The organism is Aquimarina rhabdastrellae, assembly GCA_947387485.1.
Lineage (GTDB): Bacteria > Bacteroidota > Bacteroidia > Flavobacteriales > Flavobacteriaceae > Aquimarina.
The window spans coordinates 492,031-516,844 of sequence record CANDNT010000001.1; the positions used below are offsets into that span (position 1 = coordinate 492,031).

Below are 24,814 nucleotides of genomic sequence, written 5' to 3' on the forward strand. Positions count from 1 at the left end.
ATTAAATTCTATTCAAAACAACAATTTGATCTTCGTTATAGTGTAGTTCAAAACCATTTGGTTTTGATATGTTTTTCCCATTAGTTTTTATGATAATACGATCTACTTCTAACGATAGTAAACTTTCTAAATCTAGAGTTGTATCATCTTCTGCCAAATCTAATAAAAGTACATTAAACTTAATAGTTTCTATTGCTGTATTTTCTATATACGTTATTTTATTCCTTATTGTCGAAAAACAGTGTTGTGCTACATTTAACCTTTCTTTTTCTCTTATATATCCATACATCTTGGCATATGGTTTATACAAGCTTAAATGTATTAATTGTTGCCCGTGGTCATTACCGTAATACAACACTTTATCTTCTGTATCTACAAATGAAGCTATCTTATAATTAATATGTTTTTGATTTAAAATCTGCTTTTTAACCGCACTATAACACGTTTTATATTTATAGTTATTTAATAATGTCGTTTGATAATAGGTTACATGTTCGAGCTCATTTTGTAAATCTTGATATGCTTTTTTAAAGTATTTGCTAATCTGCTTTGTTCGTTTTGCATACCCTTCTCCATAGGTTGTATCTCCTGCTGCTATTCTTGGTAATATTTTAACGTGTATCTTTCCATTTTCTATAATAAAATCACCTTTAGGAGAAACATTAGAGTTCCCATGTATTAATACAGGTACTATATCTAATCCTAATTCTTCTGCCAGAAAAAATGATCCTTTATGAAATCTCGCCATTTTTGCAGTTTCTGTTCGGGTTCCTTCTGGAAATGCTATTAGAGAATATCCTTGTTCTACTTTTTCTTTAAGATGAGTTACCCCTTTATCTATTCCTGAAGAAACTGGATAAAAACCTGCCAAACGCACTGCTTTTCCATATATTTTTGAATTATATACAGCATCTTTTACTAAAAATATCAATTTAGGATGTAACATTCCTATCGTAAGTATATCCAAAAATGATGCATGATTAGCTATAATAATACATTGTTTATCAAAAGTTTCTCCTATTGTATTCTCTATTTTTTTACTTACAAATGGATTAGTATACAATACAGCTTTCATTAATTTGGAAACCAGCATGTGAAAAACTCCCATCTTTTTCTTTTTCTCTATCGGAATCCATGGAATGATTAACGCACTTATAGTTGATACTAAAAAGCTTCCATCTATAAAGAAATTAAAACTAAATAAGGAATGTATTGTTTGCCTTAATTTTAAAGGAGATAGTCCTTTTTTTGATCTATTGGTAATACAAACTCTAAAAAGAATAGGTTGTATTGTGTATACGACTAATACTGCTGCAAAAATCCCTATAAGAGAAACTATCGAAATAGATTTTAATGCTGGATGCTTTGCAAAAATTAAAACTCCTACACCTAGAATTGTCGTTATGACTGATAGTATAATAGATGTTTTATATGTTGTGAGTTCTTTTTTACCATAAGTATATTCTTTTATTAATCCATTGGTAATAAATATACTGTAGTCCACTCCTAATCCAAATATAAATGTCGAGATGATAATATTAAAAATATTAAAATCAATAGCCAGCATTTTCATCATTCCTAATGTAATGATCCATGTAATTGCAATAGGCAATGCTGTTATTATTGTTAATACCAAGTTTCTGTATAACAGTAACAAAATCAATAATACGGCTATCATAGAATAACCTATTAATGTGTCAAAATCATTTTTTAAATTTCCTAAAAATGTTTCGTTTAATTTTTTACGATCTATTACTATTCTATTTTTATTGGTATCAAGATCTGTTGTAATTTGCGTTGCTTGATCATGATTAACTTTTACTGCAGACATTACTGTTACAAAGTCATCTTCTATAGTAAGGTATTCATTAAGATGAAGTGTTTCTAAGTCTCCATAATCATCAAAATCTATTGTTTTTTTTGCAGTAGTTAATGTGGTATAAAAAGCAGAAAACGTTTTAGGTTTAAATCCTATTTCACTTCCTTTTGCTATTAATTGTGTGATCACATCATTTTTACGTTCTTCATTCCAAAAAGAATTCCATTTAGCAATTCGTTCTAATTGTTTTTCTTTTGAAAAAACAACTCCTCCCAAAGAACTGTAATTAATTATATTTCCTTTTTCTTTATGAACTTGTAATTCTTGATGTAATTCGTTTGTGTATCCTAAAGCTTCATCTAGTGTTTCTCCATAAGAAACCATGTAGATGGTTTTTGCACTATTATTAGTGATTCTATCTAACTTTTGTTCTGCTTCAACCAATGATTTTGGTTGATAATTCATAGTATTTAAATCACTATTAAATCCAACTTTTTTAAATAAAAACAGCCCTATTATAAAAAGTCCTATAACTCCTATTATCAATGGCTTATTTTTATCATAATTAATACCTGCAATGGTATCTATTACAGTTGTTGAATTGGCTTCTTTAGTCTTGAATCGATAAGCTTGCGGAATTATTATCAAAGCAAATACAGATGCTGTAACAACACTTATCGCTGCAAAAATCCCTAGATCTTTTAATGCTTCTGATTTTACAAAGATTAAACATAAGAAAGCTGTTGCTGTAGTTAAACTACTCATTAAAATGGGCAATGCTACATCTCTATATAACTCTTTTACATTATTATTTTTCTTAAAATGTGTAAGAATATGTAATGAATAATCTAAGGTTACCCCTAGTAATACCGAGCCTATTCCTAACGAAATTGATGAAATCTTTTGTTTAATTATATATAACGATGCTATCGCTACTAGTGCTCCCAATATAGTGGGTATAAAAATTAATATAGGTACAGTAATTTTCTTATAAAATACAACTAATATTATGAGTAGTATACTCATAGCTATGGTTACTGTAGTCTGGATATCTGTCTTAATCTGCTTTGCATTTGCAACAGCATAAAGTGTAGATCCAAAAATACTAGCAGATACACTTTCTTTGTATTTTGTATTTAATTCTTTTTTTATTTTTTCTAGTTGCTCTACAAAATAGGTATTCTTATCTGTTTCGTTGGTTGCTTGTGCTGTTGTTAAAAATAATATGACATTTTTATGATCTTTCGTAATTAAAAAACCATTGTGTAATTCAAACTCATCACCTAATTGTAATTGTGCTAGCTTTTGTAATCCTAAACTAGTAAGTTGTAAAGGATCTTTTACTATAAATCTCTTAGTAATTACTCCAGCTGGAGATAAAATGGCTTTGTAACTATAATTTATAGCTTTTTGAATTGAATCTGTCTGTATTTTTTGCTCTATGATTTTATAATCCTCATCGGTTAAAAATAAAGGTAGATTATCATAAACAAAATCATATATATCTATGACTTTTTCATCATCGATTTGTCCTTGAACATCTTTAACATACGTCGATAATTCTTTTTCTATTCTATTTACAAAGTCTTGTGCATAGTTTACTAAACTATCTGCATTTGCTTCTCCTTTGGTTTCTATATTAACAACAATCTTATCTGCAAAAGATACTGTATTTAATACTCGCTGTGTTACTTCAGATTTTTCGTTATTAGGAATTAGCTGTGTAATATCTTCTTCAAATCGTATGTGTTGCGCTAGAATTGCTATTCCTACAATAAAAGCTAAAATTAACGGCCATGCTATTAACCTGTACGTTTTTATTATGTTATATATCTTGAAAAAAATGTTTGACATATTTAATTCTTATTCCATTATTTTTTTGAAGCCTTACTCTTGAAATACACAAAAGAAAGTCCTCCTACAAAAAGAGATACAGCTGTAGCCAGTATAAAACTTCCTATTATATATTGTCCTAATCCAGTCAATACATCTTTGCTATTACGAATATCCTCAATATTCAAAGTCAAATCTGGTTCTTTTCCTAAGGCAATAGCTCCTATCATGCTACTAAAATATACTATAAAAGGTATTACAGGTGGTATACTAATATTTGAGTATACAAATGCAATTACTTTATTAAGTCTTAATGCTGTTGCCAAAGCCAAAACTGTGACTGTTTGAAATCCCCATAGCGGAATAATCCCTATAAATAAGCCTAACATAATAGCCGCTGTTTTTTTAGATGGACTATCATTACTCTTTAGTACATTTTCTTTCCAATAGCGTTTAACCCCCTTATCTTTTATCTTATAGAATAAATTACGTGGCCCATAAAATAAGATCGTTAAGGTTACCAACCATGTATTTAAAATACTAATGCGAGTAAAATCTTTGAATGGTCTAAAATGTGTTACTCTTTCATTCTCATCATATAAAACTTCAATAGGAACATTGCGAACTTCTACACGGTTCCATGCTAGTTTTACGATAACCTCAATTTCTAACTCAAATTTTGTAGTATATAAATTGAGTTTTTCTATTTCTTTAATAGGATATAATCGATATCCAGATTGCGTATCATCTAATTTGATACCTGTTTCTACATAATACCAAAAATTAGAAAATTTATTTCCAAAACTACTCTTATTAGGTACTGTAGGATCATCCATCTTTCTGGATCCTATTAATAATAATGGTTTATCGGGATTTTGTTTTTCTAAAGCTTCTAAAAAGACAGGTAAATCTTTTGGATAATGTTGTCCATCACTATCTATAGTTATCGCATAATCATAACCTAATTCTGAAGCTTTTTTAAATGCTACTCTTAATGCTACTCCTTTTCCTTTATTCTCAGAAAAGGTAATCAACTCTATTCTATTTTTATATTGTGATAAAATTTGAGGAGTCTCGTCTGTGGCTCCATCATTAACTACTATCACATTATTAGTATATGACAATACGCCATCTAAAACTCTGGTCAAAGTTTTTTGATTGTTATACGTCGGTATAATTACACAACAGTTTAACTGCTTAAAAGTTTCTGAAAAAGTATTAGTTAGGTTCACTTACTTGATTTTTGCCCAACAAAAATAACATATTCCTTGATATAGCTATCCTTATACTTATCTTTTAAAGTAATTCTAATTATGGCTATAATTAAAATTACAAAAGCCCTAATAAAAAAGATTATTAGGGCTTTTATACTATTTATGGAATTCTCTATTATCTCAATTTAACTTCCTTATTTTCAAAAGACGTTATTTCAATACTTTGAGTTTTTCCGTTTGACTTATAATAGAGTTTTAATTTATCTCTATTGATATCTATCGTTTTATCTATACTTTCTATAAGTAATGTATATGCTCCTGCTTTGGTTATAGACTGCATAGTTTTTGAGCGATTTTGAGTCATCAATCCGATATTAAGATCTTGACCATTAAAATTTTCGTTCTCAATTTTATTTTCATCAAAAACTAAAACCATATCCTCACCAACCTCAAAAGATATTGCATATTGCATATAAGGTTGTTGTGTTCTAATACCTGGTATCACAGTTTCTTTATAAACCGAAGTTAGCCTTAATTGACTTTTACAAGAACTACACATTACTAAAAGAGCTATAGCTAAAATTTGAATACCTTTCATAATTATTATTTAACGATAGCTTTTTTCACAACTTTTTTACCGCCATTTTCTACATTAACAAAGTACATCCCTGAAGCCACATTTGATAAATCAATTCCTAATGTAGTTTCCGAAGTTTTAAAATGTTTTATCACTCCACCTATCAAGTTGTATATAGTAATCGTAGATTCTCCTGATAAATCTTTTAATTTTAGTGTAAACTTTCCTTTTGATGGGTTAGGATATATACTTAGTACATCAGTTTCAAATTCATTAATAGATAATGCCTGTTGATTAACCGATACTTCCCAAACTCCTCTTCCGTAGGTTGCCACTCTTAATTTTTCTGTAGCATAATGTATTTCTATATCGTTAACAATTACGTTTGGCAATCCAGATCCATATCTTTTCCATTCTGTATCATCATCATTACTATGAAAAACACCTATATCCGATCCTACAAAAATATCTCCATTACCTCCAGTAAGATAAGCCACTTTGTTTATAGGAAAATTAGGTAAGTTTCTACTTATATTCTCCCAGTTACTTCCTCCATCTGTAGACTTATATACTTTTTGACCATTGTTATATCCACCATAACAAATATAAATCTCATTTGGATTTGTAGGATGAATTGCTACGTTTTTAATTCTTCCTCCTGATGGCTGGTTTATTGTACTCCATGATGTACCTCCGTTTGTAGTACGATGTAATCTTGACGATGCTGTTCTCGCTCCATCTATCACATATAATATTTGATTATTAGATGGTGCTATAGCAATTGCTTCTATAGATCCAGATGCTGGAGAATTTAAATTAATCCATGAATTTCCAGAGTTATTTGATTTGTAAATATCTCCAAATCCTCCATAAATCGTATTAGGATTATTAGGGTCTATTTCTAATGGCCAAACAAAAGCAGCTCCTCCTGGTGTTGATAATCTAGATGGGCCGGTGGCAAAGCCATCTGTTGTTCTTTGAATTGTTCCAAATTGACTACAAGTCCATGCGATATCAGAGTTACTATAGTTCCATAAAGCTTCTACTCCATCTGATCCATAATGTCTATTTATCCATTGATTACCATCATAATGTGTTATGTCATTATCTTGAGCGCCTGCTAATAAAAAGTTTGCATTTTGGGGAGTTCCTGCTACTTTATAATATTGTGTAATTGCTAATCCAGCAGATAAATCTGTCCATGCATTATTGGTAGTTATATCTCCTTTAAATAAACCTCCATCATTTGCAGAAAAGAGTACATCTCCATTTCCTGGCATGAATTTTAAATCATGGTGATCAGAATGCACATAAAAATATGGATTACCTTGAGTCCAATATCCATCTAAATATCGTTCCCAACTATTACCACCATTTGTAGATCTCCATCCATGAACTCCACCAACAATTATTAAATTTTTATTGTTAGGAGATATTGCTAACGTTTGATTATATCCTCCCTGAGTAGAAATACCCGAAATATTAGACATCGGAGTCCAATTGCCTCCTCCATTTGTAGATTTAAATAAAGAACCATTTCTAGTCATTACTACAATAAAATCTTCGTCTGCAGCAGTAGTTGCTATATCTAACCTTCCTGAGTTTGATATACCCGAAGATGAATTTGTCCAAGTCTCTCCATTATCTGTCGAAATGAAAAATCTACTATTAGATAAACTTGAAGCGAATAACGTTGTTGTACTTCCTTCTTTATATACGATATCATTAAATGCTCCAGATCTTTTTTCATTCCATGTATTACCACCATCAGTTGATTTATAAATCCCTGAACTAGTAGTTGCAAAAATCGTATTTACATTGCTAGGATCGATTAATAAATGTGATATGGTACTTCTATTTGCTACATTTAATTCTAATCCAGTCATGTTCCATGAGCTCCCTTTATCTGTAGATTTTAGTACCCCTATAGAACCATTTTGTCTTCCATCTGCATCTCCTGTTGCCAAATAAATTATATTAGGGTTTGATGGATCAACCACAATATCTGACACTCCTAGATTAGGTACAACATCTCCCTTAGGTATCCATGAATTACCTCCATCTGTAGAGTTCCATACTCCTCCACCTGGTGATCCTACCCAAATTTCGTTTGTATCGTTGGGGTTGAACGCTACAACATTAAGCCTTCCTAATCCTGCATAAAAAGAGGCTACGGATTCAGGAATTGCTGTAGGTCCAATTAGTGTCCATTCTGCAGCTGATTTTACTGTATTATTTTGTTCAAACTGCTTCCAATCTTGGTATGCTTTTCTAGCATCTGGAAAAGTTCCGTCATTATTAACACGACTTCTCCAGTAATATGACCATCGCTCAAATTGCTTTACAGCTCTTTGATCTTCTCTATTGGAACTTTTTTTAAGTTCATCAATTCGATCTCGTTCGGCTTCAAGGATTTCAAAATAATTTTTGTTACTATGCCTCCAATCTTGAGCTATACCAGATATAGAAGCAACCATAAGCCCTAGTAAAAGGGGTAAGTGCTTTTTTTTCATGTGATTTAGGTTAATTAGTGTTAAGTCTTAGGCTAGTAACGTCTCTTCTTTTAGTTTATTAACCTAAAATTCAAAACTTTACAAAAAATTAACATACAATCACTTAATTATTTTCAAAGTATGCAGCAATATATACTTTGATTTGCTCTGAAGAATTTTGTAGATTTTGTTCGATATATAACTTATCTTCTTTTATATTCTTTTTATATCTCGTGATTCGAGGGGCATTTTCCTGTACACTTAATCTCACGAATCTAATTTCTATATCGTTAGGGTGTTTTGCGACAACTTCCTCAATAAGTTTTGCACCTTCTTTAAAGAACTTAATTTTATCTTTTCTAGTTTTAGCAAACTTTGCTTTAAGTGTTAATGCCGCTCCATAATATACTTTTAATAATGCTTCGTTTTCTTTTATTACTGCATCTTTCGTTATAGCATACAGCTCTTCAGTTTTTTCAGCATTAAGATGAGCTACCTTATATAACTCTCTTATCTGAGTTTTATCTACTTGCTGAAAAGAACATATACTGCAAAAAAGAATTATTAAAAGTTTCATTACCTATATTTTTTTAAATGTAGTTACTACTTTTAAAGCTACAGTATCACCATAAGAACATACATTCTTTACTTTGATACTATCTTCTTTATCTGTAAATTCATTTTTTATAGTAAGAATTGGAGTTTCTTCAGGATTAATCACTGCCATAAACTTTACATTAGAAGCTTTGGTCATCAATAATGAAGTCTGCAAGCGTTCTTCTGTAAGTTCTTTTATTATTTGAAGCATACACACTCCTGGTGTTATTGGCTTATTAGGAAAATGGCCTTTAAACACATCATTTTCTGGATTTAATTTAATCACAGTTGTTTGTATATTACCTTCAATTTTTTCTGATTGCTTTTGATAAAAGTCTGTGATTAACATCTTTATTTTTTTAATAGGTGTAATTTCATTCTTAATTTGATTCCGTGATGCTGAATTGTAATTTCTTCTGCTACATTTTCATCAATCTTATCAAAGAGTATACTAAACTTTTCTTTTCGTTTAGTCGTTTGTTTGATACTATCTAATCGATTTTTAGAATCGTCGTAAAAATAGTAATTAAATCTTTTATCTGCTTTTGTTTTTACAATCCTTTCTGCTTTTGTCTCAAAAGCTTTAATTGGATCCAAAGTTTCATCTATTAACGCTTTAAAATCTTTTTTGAAAATATTAATAATGATCTTTTTATCTAAATCTTTTAGAATGTAATGAACTTTAAAATCCTCTTTATTAAATTCAAAATCAAATATCGTTCCGCCAAATTGTGTTGTAAACACTGCACGATGTAGTCCTTCTTTAATTTTTTTTATAATTAAAATTCCACTAAAATTCTGATTATATACCGCTATATCTGTTTTATATACATAATCAAACGCTGCATTTGCAAAATACGGATTTGTATATGTTACTTTTATCCCTATAGCATCTTCTTCTTGTGCATATTCAATAGGTTTACAACTACAAAACCCTAAAAGAACAACTAAATTAATGAGTAAATATCTCATCTGAAATAGGTTTGTCTATTTGTACATTTTCATATATAGTTAATGTATAATCTCCTGATTCCTCTATAGTCTTAATACTCAATGCCCAATGAGTTTTTTTACTATATACAGTCTCAAGTGAATTAAACATCTTCTTTAATCTTGGATCTTTGGGTATTGCTTTAACTATATATTCTTTTGGTGTTTCAAAAAACGACAAATCAAATCTAGTATCATCAAACATTTTTCCATTTGTCATTTCTTTTAATAATTTATTGAGTTCTTTAAACATCTTATTAGATTGAAGGTCTATTTTAGTTTTCTTTCCTTCATCATTAATAAATAGTTTTTCATCTTTATAAATTACATTATAACTATAAGGTTCTGTATAGCCCCACCTTAATTTATCTGGATATTTAATATATAATTTACCTCTACTCTCAATATCATTTGATAGGAAATCAATATGTTTTATTTGTATAAAATCGGCTGTAGCAGTTTTAAACTTTTTTGCTATATTCTCTACAGCTTCTTTAAATTCTGCTATATCTTTTGCAGCCATAGCCTTCTCTTGTGCTTGAATACTCAAAGCACTACACCATAATACACAAAATAATATTATTTTTTTCATATCCCTCTTAGTTATTTTTTATGTCTCCCGCTACTTGATAAGCTTCTATACCTAATAAAGTAGCAACATCTACAGTTTCAAAACTATGTTTTTTTAAATATACCAACAACTGTTCCAATGTTTCTCTTGTTTTAATTTGAGTATCATGAAGTAGTATTATATCACCAGATGTCAAGTTTTTTGTAATACGCTTTAAAACTTTTGTTGTTGACTTTGTCGATGTATCAAAAGATCTTTTATTCCACCCTATAACTTTATGTTTTGTAATTTTTAAGGCTCTAGCTATGTCTGGATTTGTTACTCCATAAGGAGGTCTAAACAATTGTGGTTTTTTACTAATAATACTTGCTATTGCATGATCAGTATCCAGAATTTCTTTCGAAAATTTCTTTGTATTATATAAATCTATAGTCTTGCTATGAGAATAGGTATGATTGCCTATAAGATGCCCTTCTTCTTCTATTTTTTTTAAGATATCAGGATATTTTTCGATTTGTTTTCCTATACAAAAGAAAGTAGCTTTTGCATTATACGCTTTAAGCAATTCAAGTATAGCTACTGTATTCTCATGAGGACCATCATCAAATGTTATCGCAATTGCTTTTTTTTGATATTTATCTGCTTTACAGTAACTCTTTACAAAATACTGCGAATCTATATTACATACTCCATAAACAGTAATCATTAACCATGGTACTATTACTATACTTATCATCCACCAAGAAGTTACTCCTATAAATCCTAACGAGATAAGGAGTATTAGTATACTAATACTTATGCCATTAACTAATTTTCTGATTAACATTTACGTAATAAGGCTATACTATGATTCTCTCCTCTGTAATGATTATATATCAATATATTCTTATGCTCTTGACTTTTTTTGTCATTTAATCTTAAAACATCTGGTACATTTTTATATTCAAATATTTTAGTACCAATCCAATAAGCAAATGCAGATGCTGTATGATATTCTCCTATCAAGTGTTTATAATATAATTGCTCTGTATCTTTAAATAACGTCTGCTGTAACTCTTGATAGTAATGATCAAAAGAATGATCCCCATTATTTCCTAGTACTATGGCATCAATAGCAGTTATTTCCAAATCATTTCTAGCTATAAATTCTAGAATATCTTTTTTAATTTCTTCAACAGATGCACTATACTTAATTTCTACATCTACGATCTCGGCTATATTATTAGTAGTATCCTCATTACCAATTACCATAAAGGTTGCTCCCTCTGATGCTATAGTTCCTGTTGTTGTAGAGGATAATAATTCTAAGTTATGTATTTCTTCTTTTTTTACATCTCCATTAAGTATATGAAATCTAGAAGAAGTTTTTGCGATCTCATCAATACCTCCAACCATAATATTACTATTAGGCTGTTCATCTAGCATTAATTGCGCATCAATAATAGCAGATTCAAAAGATACTGCAGATTGTACATAGGTAACATTATATGCTTTACATTTTAATCCTAAAGCTATTTGTCCTCCTACCGTATTATGCGTTGATTGTATAAATAATGTTGGTGTTAAATATTGTTCATCATCATATAATATTTTTTCAAGAAACTTTTCAGAATCTTGTCTACACCCCATTCCTGTACCTGTAATTATAGCATCAGGTTGTTCTATATTAGCTTGTTTTAATGCCATTTGAGAAGCTGTTACTCCCATCTTTACTGCTTTTGACATACGTCTCATTGCAGCTGGCTTTATAAATTCCTTATAATTGGGATCACTAGCTCTAAAAATAGATTCTTGATATGATATAATTTCTTCTAGAAATTGATCTTCTACTGTTGTGGGTTGTGCTGTTATACTCGCAATTCCCTTGATATAACATTTGCTCATGCCTTAGTAAATATTAATGTAGAACAATTACCTCCAAAACCAAATGAGTTTGATAAAATCACATTAAGCTCTTTTTCTAGACATGTTGTTTGCGGTGTCATATCTAGTGCTTCTATTGGTGTTTTAAAGTTAAGATTCGGAAAAACCATATTCTCTTGCAATGATAGTAATGAGAATACTGCTTCTACAGATGCGGCGGCTGCCAAAGTATGACCAGTAAAAGCTTTGGTTGAACTAAATACAGGAATATTTTCTTTTCCAAAAATTCGAAGCATTGCTGTCCCTTCAGACATATCGTTATTAGGTGTCGCAGTACCATGAACATTTACATAATCAATAGCATCTGGTGTTATCTCTGCTATATCTAAAGCTTCTTTCATAGCTAGATATGCACCTTCTCCTTCTGCCGAAGAAGCCGTTTGATGAAAGGCATCATTTGCATTTGCCCATCCACTTACATAGCCTAATACTTTTTTATTTTCTTTCTTAACGATTTTATCACTTTCTAAAACAATATAAGCTGCTGCTTCACCTAAGTTTAAACCTTTTCTATTTTCGTCAAAAGGAGTACACGCTTCATCAGACAAAATCATCAAGGTACCAAATCCATTAATCGTGAACTTAGACATACCATCTGTACCTCCTACGATAACACGATCTAATTTACCTGCTTTGATCATTCTAGCACCTAACATAATAGCATTAGCTGCCGAAGAACATGCTGTACTTATCGTTGTAACATAACCTCTAATACCCAAATGTCTTGCTATATCACCTGTAGTCGCCCCTGCATGTTGCGTTGCTATATATTTACGAAACTCTGGAGATTCTTGATACGTGGTATAATATCGTTCTGTCATATCCATTCCGCCTACACTAGTTCCTGAAATGAATCCTGTACGATATGCATCTATATCATCAATAGAAGCTTGTACTATAGCTTCTCTAGCTGCTATAATTCCTAACATCGAAGTACGTGACAGGTTATTGTCTTTTGCTAATCCTATTTGGGTTTCTAGTTCGGCATTACTTTTTTTGATTTCGCCCACCATAATAGCATCACGATGTCTTGTCTCGATTAAATCTAATCTTGTAATCCCTGGTTTTGCAGCTCGCAATGAACTCAAATTCTCTGCTACAGTATTTCCTATAGAAGAAATGATTCCCATTCCCGTTATGGCAATTCCTTTGCTCATTTGCTTAAAAAGTTATAGACCATTATCGTGATAATGGTCTAATGATTTACGTTATTTGATCTTTATTTTGTACGGTGTTTTGTAATGTAATCAGCCATTACTTGAACCGATTGAAATATTGCTTTTCCTTCTTTAGGATCTGTAAGCTTGATACCGTATTCTTTTTCTAATAATACAATTAATTCTAATGCATCAATAGAATCTAAGCCTAATCCGTCTCCAAACAATGGATCATTATTATCTATATCGCTTACTTCTATATCTTCTAAACTTAATTGGTCAATAATTTTTTCTTTAAGCTCTTCTACTAATTCTGCCATAATCGTTGTTATATATATCTGTTAATTCTCTTATCGTAATTTGTTTTCCTTCTTCTCTGGTTAAGTAAGTCAAAAATACGTCATATTTGTTACTATCCAAATCCACCCATCCACATATCACTTTTGTTGCTTTTTGAGTGTCCAAAAGCATCTGTGAATAGTTCATTATAAACGAACTATCAAACTTTTCGTTTACAAAAAATGCATTCTCACTTTTAAATTTATGTTTTATACTTATTTCTCCTAAAGCTATATTAGGTAGTGTATACACGAAAATAGCTGGTGACGGAAAATAATTTTCTGGATCATTTATAGTTTCTTGATGTTTTCTATCGGTAACTAAACTAGATGCTTTATTAGCAAAAACTAATGCTGTATCTTCATCTATTTCTTCATTCATCAATAGTATTTCTGAAGCTAAAAAACTAAACTTACACAGTTCGTCCATCTTATAAAATTTTGGATACTTAAGTTCTAGTTTTTTATAAATTCCTTTTGCAAAATCTTTTAGGTTATCTGAAGTTTCATCTTCGTGATATACTTCTCCATTTTTATAAACAGCTTCATTCTTTATTGCACAATAATGCTTTATGTAATATTTCTTTTCCATTAGCTATTTATTTTTTCTAAAATCAAAGCCACATTACATCCTCCAAAACCTGACGCTGTATTTAGCACACGTTGTAATGGCATTATTTTATTCTCTTTTAAAACTGTTACAGGTTCAGAAACTCCTAGTTCATCAAATCCTTTTGAAGCAAACACTTCGTTATTTAATAGACAATGTCTTGCTATAATAGTTTCGATTAAAGCAGATGCTCCTAGTGTATGTCCATAATACCCCTTAAAACTGTTTAATGGTACTTTTAATAAATTTGCTCTACTAAATGCAATTGACTCCATCTCATCATTAAAAGGAGTGGCTGTTCCATGTGCCGAGATATAATCTATAGCTTCACTTTCTATATTGGCTTCTTTTAATGCTTTGGTAATACTTAAAAACAATCCTTCTCCAGTACGTGATGGTCCAGAAATATGATTAGCATCATTTACCGAGGCATCTCCTGTCAATACTACATTGGTTTCTTCTATTTTATTTGAAGATACCCAAAGCGCTGCCGCAGCTTCTCCTAAACTTACTCCTGTTCTATTTTTGCTAAAAGGTTTACAAGGCTGATCACTTACTGCTTGAAAAGAGAAAAATCCAGAAAGTGTAAATGCTGTTAAAACATCTCCTCCTATCACTATCACATCATCATATTGTTCTGCTTGAATCATTCGCTTAGCTACAGCAACTGCAAGACCTCCAGAAATACATGCATTTGATAGTATTATAGGCGTATTCTTTAATGTAAAATACGATTCGATAGTATTAGACAAACTAGTTAAATACGCATTTTCTGATTGCATATCTATAGCCAACTGATCTACATTACCTTTTGTAGTCGCTATAATTACTCCTGTTTTGTGAATATCTAAACTCGGATTTTTTTCTAATAACTTTTTAACTGCTAGCAACATCATTTGTTCTAAGCGAGTATAAGCTAAAAGATCATATTGTAGACTTAATTCCTCAAGTTTATCATCTGCTATTTTTGCACCATAAAAAGATGTTCTATGCAAATTAGTATCGTCTTGTTCAGTAATACCTGATATATTATTTCTGAGTTTAGCTATATTCTCTTCAGAAGTAAACCCTAAGGGAGATATAATCACATCAGAATTTAAATATGCTCTTCTCATAATAATCCTACTTTACGTTTCCAATCTTCAAAGAATTTAGGCAATGTAAGTGACATATTTCCTTCGTCATCAACAAATACCTGTATTGTTTCTCCTATACACACCAATTCTTTGTGTTGGTTATAAATTTTATATCTAAAAATCATTTTTGCAGCTGGAGTATCAACAAAAGTTGTTTCTACAATTGCAATATCTCCATATGCTAATGGTTTTTTATGTTCGCATACCGATTTTATTATAGGCGTTGAAAATCCATTAGCTTTTACATCTAAATAAGAAATTTCGTGTGCTCTACCAAAAGCTTCTCTTCCGTCCTCAAAATAGGTAATATATACTCCATGCCAAACTATACGTAATGGATCACAATCATTAAAACGTACACGCACATCATAGGTGTTCTTAATTTGGGTTTCAACCCCAGTATCAGACATTCTTCTTCTTCTCATAATAAACGATTGCTATACTCATAGTTAGCACAAAAAAGCCAACTAATAATCCTAATTCTCCTATTATATCACTTAATTTACCAGCTCTAATAAAACAATTATAAAAGGCTTCTAACCCCCAATTCATAGGCGAAATCTTAGCTACAACTTGCATGGCTTCTGGCATTGCAAAAACAGGTACCCATACGCCTCCTATTGCTGCTAAAATCACTACTAAAACTGCTCCAAAAGGTGCTGCTTGCTCGTGAGTAGTAAATACTGTCCCTAATAATAACCCTAAACCTACAGCTGCCATTCCAGAAGCCATAGTAACAGCATATAAAACTCCCAAATTAGATCCTATTTGTAATGTAGGTAATCCTAAATATGGAAAAATATACATTCCTATACCTAGAATAATGGTAAACTGTAGTATACTCACTAATACATACAATATGGCTTTTGCCAAAATAATTGTTTGGTATTTAATAGGTGTTGTTTGTAATCTTACAAAAGTACCTTGTCCTTTTTCTTTAACGATATTGAGAGATAAAGGTAATATCATAAAGAAAATAGCAAATAACGTCCATGCTGGTACATTGTGTTGTACAGAATTAGGCATTACTTCGTTCCCTGCTAATGAAGGATTAATCTCTTGATATGTTACTAATTTTTGTTTGTTTAAAGAAGTCATATGTGCCGACTCTCCTAATTCTTTTTCAAATGCTTTATAAATAGATTGTGTCTCTATTTGAGATATTAGTTTATCTACAGCAAAAGCAACTGAGCTTCTAAACGTTTCTTGTGTAACCGGATCAAAATAAAACTTAATCACCTTAGGTTTGATTTGTTGTTCTACTCTGGTTGTTAGTTCTTTTGATTCTTCTGTAACACTGCCTTCAAAATCACTAAGAATTTTATTAATATTTTCTGATATCTGCTTATCTAAATCTGAAGATAATTTCTCTGGTATAACTACTGCTAATTGGTAAGCTCCTGCTGCAACTAATTTCTCTGCTTTAGCTTCAGTAATAGTTTCTTCTTCTTGAGTAGTTATAGGATTTAAAAAAGGAATTTCTTCAAAGTTCTTTTTGATTTCATCAGATAAACTTCCCTTATCATTATCGACCAATATAATATCTATACTACTACCTCCTCCTACTTTTTTAAAGGTAGTATCTTGTAATAAAGTAATCGTGATGACCAAGATAATAGGCATTATAAATAATATACCTAATCCCCCTATATCTCTAGTAAGTAATAAGGTTTCTTTTTTTATGGAAGCTATGAGTTTATGCATAATCTCTAAACTCCTTTCCTGTTAATTCTACAAATACATCTTCAAGGTTTCTAGCATCTTGAACTTCTGCTATCAACTTGTCGGGACTACCTGAGACAATAATTTCTCCCTTATCAATAATTCCAACTCTTGTACACAGTTCTTGTGCTTCTCTTAAATGATGTGATGTATAAATGATTGTAGTTCCCGACTGATTTAATGCTTCTAGTTTTTGTGTAATCGCTTTTTTTGACTGCACATCTACTCCCACAGTTGGTTCGTCTAGAAATAATATTTCTGGTTGATGTAGGATTGCTGCAATTAAGTTAACCCTACGTTTCATCCCCCCAGAAAAAGTTCTAATTTTTTTATCTGCAAATTGTGCTAATCCTAGTGCTTCAAGGTGTGTAATTACTTTGCTCTTTAATTCTTGTTTGGCAATGCCGTACATTCCTCCAAAATACATCAAATTCTCTCTAGCGGTCAAACTAGGATACAAAGCGTATTCTTGAGGCACTACTCCTATTAGTTTTCGCAATTCATCTTTTTTTGAAGCATATGTTTTATCATTGATAAAAACCTCTCCATTTGTAGCAGATAAGAGTCCGCATAAAATCGATATCAATGTTGTTTTTCCGGCTCCATTAGGCCCCAATAAACCAAAAATCTCTCCTTTTTGAATTGTTAAAGAAACTCCTTTAAGCGATTTAAAATCTGCTCCTTTATATTGTTTTTCTAAATTATGTACTTTAATAACATCCATAATCTAGCGTATCGCTTTTTTAAGTGCTATATAAAATGTTTTTTCAGCATCTGCTATATGTTCAAGCTTATCTGCTATTTTATTATATGCATCTGTTTCTTTACTTCTGTTTTTATATAATCTTGATGCTTCTACAGCAAAATCTCTCCACTGATCTCCTATTGCCGTAAGCTCTTTTGATAACTCGATCAATTTAGGTTCTTCTAATATACCCGCTGCTTCTTGTAAAAAAGCTGCATATATAAAACGAAATCCTCCTCCACCTGTTCCTATTTCTTCTTGCATACGAACCAATTGCCCTAAATAATGATTCGTTTTTTTAACACCTACTTTCTGAGGCCATTTACGAATCTTTTTGGCTACAAACTTGATCCCTTTCACTCCTACAAAAGGAACTGGAGCTAACATATCTTTACAAGTGTGTTTAATCCCTTTGCGAATCGCTTTTTTAAGATCAAAAGTTTTAGGTAATGCTACTGGATAATAGATATGTCCTTTTGGTGCTAAAGCTCCTTTGGCAAATCTAACTTTTTCTAATTCTTTTGCTGTAAGCTTAGTAACGCCAGGCATTACTGGATCGCTTACTAAATATTGCTCGTCTTCTTTTCCATAAACCACAAGGTTATGTGCATTGAAATGAAAACGATATTCATCTGGAAAATAAGGTAAATTATAGACTCCTACTTGCAATCCTACTGGATTGTTTTTGGCTAATTCTTGATCTAATGTAGCTTGAGCTTTTTCTTTAGATGAAAATTTAATTCTTTTTATTTTAAATCCTAATCGTTTACTTACTCTAGAGAAAATAAACCCTGGCATAGGTCTATAACTAAATGCAGGTGCATAATTAACTTTTAAGAAAGGTATATAGACAAAAAATAATCCTGATCCTATCCCAAAAGCCATAGGTTCACTTAACGGTAAACCATGAAAGTTTAATAAATTTGATACTACTCCATTTTCACAATGAGCAGATTGATTATGCTTAAAATCTATTTTCAAAATTTAGGATGTTTTAATTCGCTTACAGAAATCTCAAAAACTTCTGCATAGCGTTGTAATGTTTTAGCACTTAATCGTTGAAAAGGTTTTGCTTTTAAATGACGCTTAACTCTCCATTGCCATATACCTACATAACTAGCCAAAGTAGGAATATCCATACGGTGTTCTTCCATGAAGTATGCTATAGGACTTTGTATTCCGTTTTTGATATTTGCTATGGCTTGTGCTTTTCTTTCTTCAATGTGTTCTAATGATTTATCCAAAACTATCGTCTTAGTCTCCCATCCAGAACTCAATGCTTTATCGTATTTACCATCTTTATCTACAGCATATATGACTTCTTTCATTTCTGTATCAGAGAAACAGCTTTCGTCTTGAGGTACTTCTTCTTTCTTCATATATACAATATTTAAGTAGTATTTACTTCTTTGTTAAGGATCTACTATTATTGTTTTCATTTCTGAATTGGCCAATAGTTTTCCTTCACTATTTTTTACTTCAATTTTTACGAGAGAAACATTCATGATCTCAGCAATAATATCGACTGTAGTTGTGATTTCTTCTCCTATAGCAGGTAGGTCAAAAACCTCGGCATATTTAATAGAACCTAAAAACCCTGTTTTAGGTTTATTATCTTTTCCTGCATTGCGATAGCCTCTATATCCTCTATGTAATGCTATACTTTGAGCCATATTTTCTATGAGACCTCCTTCTGTAAAATGAGTAGCATTAGCCATAGGGTTATCTGCATGAACCTTAAAACCCGAAATCACCTTATCGTCTGCATAATACAGTAATTTATCGATCATCACAAAAGGGTCTTTTTGCGGAATTAGCTTTTTAATAAAAGCTATATCTAGTATTTCTTCTTGCAATAAATTTTCCATTAGCATACCGTCATTAAAAAATAGAAATATGAGAATCTACCGCTCTCTGGAATTGCAGCTAATAGTTTATCTCCTTTTTTAAGTTTACCTGATTTACGCAATTCATCTATAATCAAATAGATGGATGCAGCTCCTACATTTCCTACATCTCTTAAATTTGTAAACCATTTTTCTTTAGGAATTGCTATTCCTTTGTCTATCATTTCATCATATAGTCTATCTCCAAAATAGAACGATGATAAATGGGGTAAAAAATAATCAATGTCATCTACATTTAAATTATACGTAGTCATTGCATCTTTCATACTTTCTACTCCTTTTATAGCTATATTCTCATCCAATATTTTCACATCTTGTTTTAGTGAAAATATGGATTGTTCTAACCATTCTTCGGGAGTGTAATCTGTCCACGGTTTAATGGATCCATCTTCAAGCTTCTCACCTCCAGCATACATACACGTTTCTAACTCATATGCATAAGAATACGCTTTCATCCATTCAATTTTAAGAGGACATTCCCCTTTAGGTTCACTTTCTAATAAAAAAGCACCTGCTCCATCTGATAACATCCATCTTAAAAAATCCTTTTTAAATCCAATTACAGGTGTTTCTTCAAGGTTTTTTAAATGTTTTACTTCTTCTATATATTTATGAGAGGTCATCCAGCTAGATGATCTTTCTGATCCTGTACATACTGCATTATTCTTGTCATCAGACTTAATCGCCATATAGGCATATTTTAATGCATTTACACCAGAACAACAAACACCTGCTGCCGTATTCAATTCTATACTCTTACTATCCAATAATCCATGAACCATAGCTGCATGAGATGGTAATAGATTATCTGGACCAGAAGTCCCACATGATAATAGTTCTATATCATTTTCTTTAAAATCCTTATCGCATAAATTTGCTATTGCTTCTTTAGTTATTTGTGCATTATTATGCGTTACATTATTGTCTTTGTCTAATGCATAATATCGAGTTTTTATCCCGTTATTTCTAAGCACTATTCGTCTTGCTCTAGATGGTTTATCATCTATGAGTCCTAATTTATTCTCCATATCTTCATTAGATATAGGATCATTAGGTAGAAAATGTGCTGTTCGTGTTATGTAGACATTCTTCATATAAGGATTCTTATCTCAGTCTTATTGATTGATAATATTTTATGTTCTTTTTTATGTATCTATACATTGGTAAATACGTTATCAAAAATAGTATAAACACTATAGGCATTATTAACCATATTGCAACTACCAAATATCGTCTAAAGATAGCTAATAATACTTTTCTTTTTGGTGGTGATTTTTCACCAGCTTTATAAATTATACTTGCCCACTTTTTAAAGATGCGATTTCCTCCTTGATCAGATCGAATTAAAAAAGGTTTTACTCGTACTCCATCAGAAGCAACTATATCTTCTTGCATTCCTTCATAATCACCTTTTTTAACATAATCTTTAATGATCTCTCCAAACTTACTAGCTTCATCAATATCTTTGTCTGATACTCCCGGTTTAGGAAAAACACCTAGATATTTGTTCTTTTTCCCTCTAAGCATCCAATGTACGATAGTAATCACACTTATGTGATTGATATTTCTATCGACAAAAGCAATATTACCTACTAATTTAGCTTGAGCATCTGCCAACAGTTTTTTTACTTTTTCTTGCGCTAATATCCACATATTACGCGAAGCATTAACTGTAATTACAGGTGTGTTTGCTATTAATTGTCTCCCTTCTTCACTTTTCAAAAAAGAATTAAACGGAATAGATGGTGTTAAATACCATACAGTATATCCTAGAATGATTAAATCGTATTTCTTTTTCTTTATTGTTGCTGGAAGTGCCTGATTTGGTTTAGGAATCTGTAAAAAAGTTTCTGGAAAAACTTCAAAAAACTCTTCTTTTTTCCATGGGAAATCATAAGCTTTTTCGGGTGTAATAGGTTGAAAAGTAACTGTTATAGTCTCATCATTTATCAACGGAGTCATCATATTGTTTAATATCTCTGTTAATTGTCCTGTTTGACTATAGTATAATACTAAAACATTGCACATAGTTTTAAGATTTTAAGTCATTCCAATAATCATAAAAATTAAACCATTGTAATGGATATTTTCCTATCATAATCTCTAAGTTTCTTATGTATTCCATAAGTACTTTACTAGGTTTATATTCCATATCTTCACGTGGTTCTCTAGCATAAAAATGATAATGACTAGAGGTTTCTTTCATGATATATAAGAACAATATAGGTAGTTTCTTTCTAGCTGCCAATTTATATGGGCCAGAAGGAAATTTTACTGGTTTTCCTAAAAAATCTTTTTCAATAAATTGTACACCTTCTACATACCTGTCTGCTGCAAAAATAATGACTTCATTATTTTCTAAGACATCATTCATCTCAAATATATGAGACATATCATCTTTAATGACAATAAATTTTAGTGTTGCTCCATGAGAAGTAGCTCCTGTAAATTTTTGTAGTTCTTCACTTTCTTGATCTGTAACTAAAAGATTTACTGTAGCTTCGTTTTTAAATTCAGCTTTTTCAAAAAAGAATCTAGCTACATTAAAGTTTCCTAAATGTGCGCTAAATAATATACCTCCTTTTCCTTTACCAAATAGTTCATCTATCTTATCAATACCGTCAAAATCAAAAGTAAATTGATCTTTATATCCTGCTGATATAGCAAATCGATCTATCAACGTTTGACCAAAACAATAATAATTTTTATAAATGCTTATAATTGTTTTAAAAAGAGAATAGCCTAGTCTCTTTCTAAAATAATAATAACTGGTTCTAGTTGTTGAAAAAGAAAATAATAGATAATATGAGGATACAAAGATCAGTACAAAATATGCTGATTTTACTCCTAATTTCTCTATTAAAAAAGCGAATATTTTATAGCCTAATGGTGTTCCTTTAGACTTCCCCTCCCACTGTTGTGCCATCTATTAAAGATTAGCTATTCACTTTATTCTCGATAAGGTCATAGAAATTTTGGAAGTTTTCAACTCCGACAAAATCCTCACCTACAAGTTTTACTCCAAAAGTAGCTTCTATAGCTACCACCAAATCAACATAATCTAAACTATCTAAATCTAAAGTTTCTTTTAAATTAGCTTCTGGGCTTATTTCTTCTATCTCTACTTCAAATTCTTCTACTAAAAACTCGTTTACTTTTTCTATTATTAGGTTAGATTCCATGTGTTATTAATTCGTAATTATTTTCCTCTTATACTTTTTTTACAACGATTGCTGAATTTGTCCCTCCAAATCCAAATGAATTCGATAAAAATGCGTTAATCTCGTGTGCTGTAGTTTCTTTTGCTATATTCAATTTAGCCGAATCTTCATCTGCTTCTTCTAGATTGATATTAGGTGCTACAAATGAATTATTCATCATAATCATTGAGTATATAATCTCACTAGCTCCTGCCATCCAGCATTCATGCCCTGTCATCGATTTTGTTGAACTTACAAATGGTTTTGATGCTCCAAAAACTTCATCTATAGCCTTTGCTTCATTTGCATCTCCTATAGGTGTAGATGTAGCATGAGCATTTACATATTGTATTTCGTCTGCTTTCATCTCAGCCTGATCAATAGCTCTTTTCATCGCTCTTGCAGGTCCTTCTTGATTAGGGGTAGAAATATGTTCTCCATTTGATGAAAATCCATATCCTACTATTTCTCCTAATATAGTAGCTCCTCTAGCTATAGCACTTTCATATGTTTCTAAAAACACTGCTGCACCACCTCCACTAGGAACTAACCCATCTCTATTTTTATCAAAAGGTCTTGATGCTTTAGTAGGATCATTTTCATTAGTAGAAAATACTCCTAATCCATCAAAACTTGCAAAAGCATACTTATTAATTTCTTGAGCTCCTCCACAAATCGCATAATCTTGTAATCCTTGTTTGATTAAAAGGTATGCCATTCCTATAGAATGTGATCCACTAGCACACGCTGCACTTATGGTAAAATTAACTCCTTTAAGCTTAAATACAGTCGACAAATTCATAGTTACTGTAGAATTCATCGATTTAAATACAGCTCCAGATCCTACTAGGGTTGTATCTTTTTTGGCTCTGATCTTATCTATTGATTCCATCACAGACTCCGCAGTACTATCATTACCAAATAGTACACCAATTTCTTTGGTATCTAAAAATTCTTGATCAATTCCTGCTTGTTCAAACGCTTCTTTTGCTGCTATATACGCGTATTCTGATTCTGAACCAAAACTAATGCGTTGTCTTCTACTAAGTTCTTTTTTAAGATTAGGTTTAGGTACAGCTCCTGTAAGTGCAGAACGGTATCCAAACTCTTTTCGAGTTGGATCATAAATTATTCCAGAGGTTCCGTTATACAAAGATTTTTTAACCTCTTCTACATTAGTACCTATACATGAATAGATTCCCATTCCTGTAATTACGACTCTTCTCATATAACTATCTAAGAATAAATTCCTCCGTTAATATTAATTACTTCTCCTGTTATATATGATGCCTTTTTTGAGGCTAAGAAAGCTACTAAATCAGCTACTTCTTCTGCTTCACCAAATCGGTTAACCGGAATCATACGTTTTAGTTCTTTTTCATCCATCTCTGCAGTCATATCTGTTTTAATAAATCCTGGAGCAACTGCATTAACGGTTATCTTTCGTTTTGCTATTTCTTGTGCCAGAGCTTTTGTCGCTGCGACTAAAGCACCCTTGGCAGCCGAATAATTAGTTTGCCCTGCTGTTCCTTTTACTCCAGAAACAGAAACCAAATTAATAATTCTTCCATAGCGATTGGTTAACATTTTTTGTACTAAATGATTTGTTACATTATAAAAACCATTTAAACTTATATTTAAAACATCATGCCAATCTTCTGGTTTCATCCACATAAACAATCCGTCTCTTGTAATCCCAGCGTTATTGATTATTACTTCTATAGTAGCATCTGGATTAGCTTCAGACCATTGATCTAATACTTTATGAGTTTCTTCTTGATTAGCTACATTAAATTTTAATAATGTGCATGATCCTCCTTCAGCTTCGATTAACGTTTTTGTTTCGTTTGCCGCATCATCATTTGATTGATAATTCACTAGTATAGGATATTCAAGTTCTTTGGCTAATTTTATAGCTACTGCTCTACCTATTCCTCTAGAACCACCTGTAACAAGAGCGTATTTCATTGATTTTTGATTGTT

Annotated in this window: 26 protein-coding genes; all 26 read right to left on the reverse strand. The window is 31.2% G+C overall.

Going from position 1 to position 24,814, the window contains the following annotated elements; all coding sequences use genetic code 11:
- Window position 1: 1 nt before the first annotated feature.
- On the reverse strand, window positions 2-3,673 hold the full coding sequence (locus ACYEKI_RS02205) for an MMPL family transporter (protein ID WP_459209518.1): 3,672 nt from the start codon (window positions 3,671-3,673) through the stop codon (window positions 2-4).
- 17 nt (window positions 3,674-3,690) lie between these two features.
- On the reverse strand, window positions 3,691-4,884 hold the full coding sequence (locus ACYEKI_RS02210) for a DUF2062 domain-containing protein (RefSeq protein WP_459209519.1): 1,194 nt from the start codon (window positions 4,882-4,884) through the stop codon (window positions 3,691-3,693).
- 157 nt (window positions 4,885-5,041) lie between these two features.
- Window positions 5,042-5,464 (reverse strand): hypothetical protein, encoded by a 423-nt coding sequence (locus ACYEKI_RS02215; protein WP_459209520.1) that lies wholly within the window; start codon window positions 5,462-5,464, stop codon window positions 5,042-5,044.
- A gap of 5 nt (window positions 5,465-5,469) precedes the next feature.
- Complete coding sequence (locus ACYEKI_RS02220) at window positions 5,470-7,956, reverse strand: T9SS type A sorting domain-containing protein (protein WP_459209521.1); 2,487 nt, start codon at window positions 7,954-7,956, stop codon at window positions 5,470-5,472.
- A 103-nt stretch (window positions 7,957-8,059) separates the two neighbouring features.
- Complete coding sequence (locus ACYEKI_RS02225) at window positions 8,060-8,512, reverse strand: hypothetical protein (RefSeq protein WP_459209522.1); 453 nt, start codon at window positions 8,510-8,512, stop codon at window positions 8,060-8,062.
- 3 nt (window positions 8,513-8,515) lie between these two features.
- Window positions 8,516-8,881: a 3-hydroxyacyl-ACP dehydratase gene (locus ACYEKI_RS02230; protein WP_459209523.1), complete on the reverse strand. Its 366-nt coding sequence runs from the start codon at window positions 8,879-8,881 to the stop codon at window positions 8,516-8,518.
- 2 nt (window positions 8,882-8,883) lie between these two features.
- Window positions 8,884-9,504: a hypothetical protein gene (locus ACYEKI_RS02235; protein WP_459209524.1), complete on the reverse strand. Its 621-nt coding sequence runs from the start codon at window positions 9,502-9,504 to the stop codon at window positions 8,884-8,886.
- The gene (locus ACYEKI_RS02240) at window positions 9,485-10,114 is read right to left on the reverse strand and encodes a LolA family protein (protein WP_459209525.1); all 630 of its coding nucleotides are present in this window, start codon (window positions 10,112-10,114) and stop codon (window positions 9,485-9,487) included. The genes ACYEKI_RS02235 and ACYEKI_RS02240 overlap by 20 nt, the downstream gene beginning before the upstream one ends.
- Before the next feature lie 7 nt (window positions 10,115-10,121).
- Window positions 10,122-10,919: a polysaccharide deacetylase family protein gene (locus ACYEKI_RS02245; protein ID WP_459209526.1), complete on the reverse strand. Its 798-nt coding sequence runs from the start codon at window positions 10,917-10,919 to the stop codon at window positions 10,122-10,124.
- Window positions 10,913-11,977 (reverse strand): beta-ketoacyl synthase chain length factor, encoded by a 1,065-nt coding sequence (locus tag ACYEKI_RS02250; protein WP_459209527.1) that lies wholly within the window; start codon window positions 11,975-11,977, stop codon window positions 10,913-10,915. Before ACYEKI_RS02250 ends, ACYEKI_RS02245 begins: the two co-directional genes overlap by 7 nt.
- Window positions 11,974-13,173, reverse strand: coding sequence for a beta-ketoacyl-[acyl-carrier-protein] synthase family protein (locus tag ACYEKI_RS02255; protein ID WP_459209528.1), 1,200 nt, complete (start codon window positions 13,171-13,173; stop codon window positions 11,974-11,976). Before ACYEKI_RS02255 ends, ACYEKI_RS02250 begins: the two co-directional genes overlap by 4 nt.
- A 62-nt stretch (window positions 13,174-13,235) precedes the next feature.
- Entirely contained in the window at window positions 13,236-13,493 is a 258-nt protein-coding gene (locus ACYEKI_RS02260) for a phosphopantetheine-binding protein (protein ID WP_459209529.1), read from the reverse strand.
- Entirely contained in the window at window positions 13,468-14,103 is a 636-nt protein-coding gene (locus ACYEKI_RS02265) for a 3-oxoacyl-ACP synthase (RefSeq protein WP_459209530.1), read from the reverse strand. Before ACYEKI_RS02265 ends, ACYEKI_RS02260 begins: the two co-directional genes overlap by 26 nt.
- On the reverse strand, window positions 14,103-15,236 hold the full coding sequence (locus ACYEKI_RS02270; protein ID WP_459209531.1) for a beta-ketoacyl synthase N-terminal-like domain-containing protein: 1,134 nt from the start codon (window positions 15,234-15,236) through the stop codon (window positions 14,103-14,105). The genes ACYEKI_RS02265 and ACYEKI_RS02270 overlap by 1 nt, the downstream gene beginning before the upstream one ends.
- Window positions 15,233-15,682, reverse strand: a complete 450-nt coding sequence (locus ACYEKI_RS02275; protein WP_459209532.1) for an acyl-CoA thioesterase — start codon at window positions 15,680-15,682, stop codon at window positions 15,233-15,235. Before ACYEKI_RS02275 ends, ACYEKI_RS02270 begins: the two co-directional genes overlap by 4 nt.
- Window positions 15,660-16,961 carry an ABC transporter permease gene (locus tag ACYEKI_RS02280; RefSeq protein WP_459209533.1) on the reverse strand — a complete coding sequence of 434 codons (1,302 nt, stop codon included), beginning with the start codon at window positions 16,959-16,961 and terminating at the stop codon, window positions 15,660-15,662. The genes ACYEKI_RS02275 and ACYEKI_RS02280 overlap by 23 nt, the downstream gene beginning before the upstream one ends.
- Window positions 16,954-17,703, reverse strand: coding sequence for an ABC transporter ATP-binding protein (locus ACYEKI_RS02285; protein WP_459209534.1), 750 nt, complete (start codon window positions 17,701-17,703; stop codon window positions 16,954-16,956). Before ACYEKI_RS02285 ends, ACYEKI_RS02280 begins: the two co-directional genes overlap by 8 nt.
- A 3-nt stretch (window positions 17,704-17,706) precedes the next feature.
- Window positions 17,707-18,705 carry a BtrH N-terminal domain-containing protein gene (locus tag ACYEKI_RS02290; protein ID WP_459209535.1) on the reverse strand — a complete coding sequence of 333 codons (999 nt, stop codon included), beginning with the start codon at window positions 18,703-18,705 and terminating at the stop codon, window positions 17,707-17,709.
- Window positions 18,702-19,103: a helix-turn-helix domain-containing protein gene (locus tag ACYEKI_RS02295; protein ID WP_459209536.1), complete on the reverse strand. Its 402-nt coding sequence runs from the start codon at window positions 19,101-19,103 to the stop codon at window positions 18,702-18,704. Before ACYEKI_RS02295 ends, ACYEKI_RS02290 begins: the two co-directional genes overlap by 4 nt.
- A gap of 33 nt (window positions 19,104-19,136) precedes the next feature.
- Entirely contained in the window at window positions 19,137-19,592 is a 456-nt protein-coding gene (locus ACYEKI_RS02300; protein ID WP_459209537.1) for a hypothetical protein, read from the reverse strand.
- Window positions 19,592-20,725 (reverse strand): beta-ketoacyl-ACP synthase III, encoded by a 1,134-nt coding sequence (locus tag ACYEKI_RS02305; protein WP_459209538.1) that lies wholly within the window; start codon window positions 20,723-20,725, stop codon window positions 19,592-19,594. Before ACYEKI_RS02305 ends, ACYEKI_RS02300 begins: the two co-directional genes overlap by 1 nt.
- A 10-nt stretch (window positions 20,726-20,735) precedes the next feature.
- On the reverse strand, window positions 20,736-21,659 hold the full coding sequence (locus tag ACYEKI_RS02310) for a dialkylrecorsinol condensing enzyme DarA (RefSeq protein ID WP_459209539.1): 924 nt from the start codon (window positions 21,657-21,659) through the stop codon (window positions 20,736-20,738).
- A 4-nt stretch (window positions 21,660-21,663) separates the two neighbouring features.
- Window positions 21,664-22,557: an LpxL/LpxP family acyltransferase gene (locus ACYEKI_RS02315; RefSeq protein WP_459209540.1), complete on the reverse strand. Its 894-nt coding sequence runs from the start codon at window positions 22,555-22,557 to the stop codon at window positions 21,664-21,666.
- A gap of 10 nt (window positions 22,558-22,567) precedes the next feature.
- A complete protein-coding gene (locus ACYEKI_RS02320; protein ID WP_459209541.1) occupies window positions 22,568-22,813 on the reverse strand; it encodes a phosphopantetheine-binding protein in 246 nt (81 codons plus the stop codon).
- A gap of 28 nt (window positions 22,814-22,841) precedes the next feature.
- Window positions 22,842-24,059, reverse strand: a complete 1,218-nt coding sequence (locus ACYEKI_RS02325) for a beta-ketoacyl-[acyl-carrier-protein] synthase family protein (RefSeq protein WP_459209542.1) — start codon at window positions 24,057-24,059, stop codon at window positions 22,842-22,844.
- 8 nt (window positions 24,060-24,067) lie between these two features.
- Entirely contained in the window at window positions 24,068-24,799 is a 732-nt protein-coding gene (gene fabG / locus ACYEKI_RS02330; protein ID WP_459209543.1) for a 3-oxoacyl-ACP reductase FabG, read from the reverse strand.
- Window positions 24,800-24,814 lie beyond the last annotated feature (15 nt).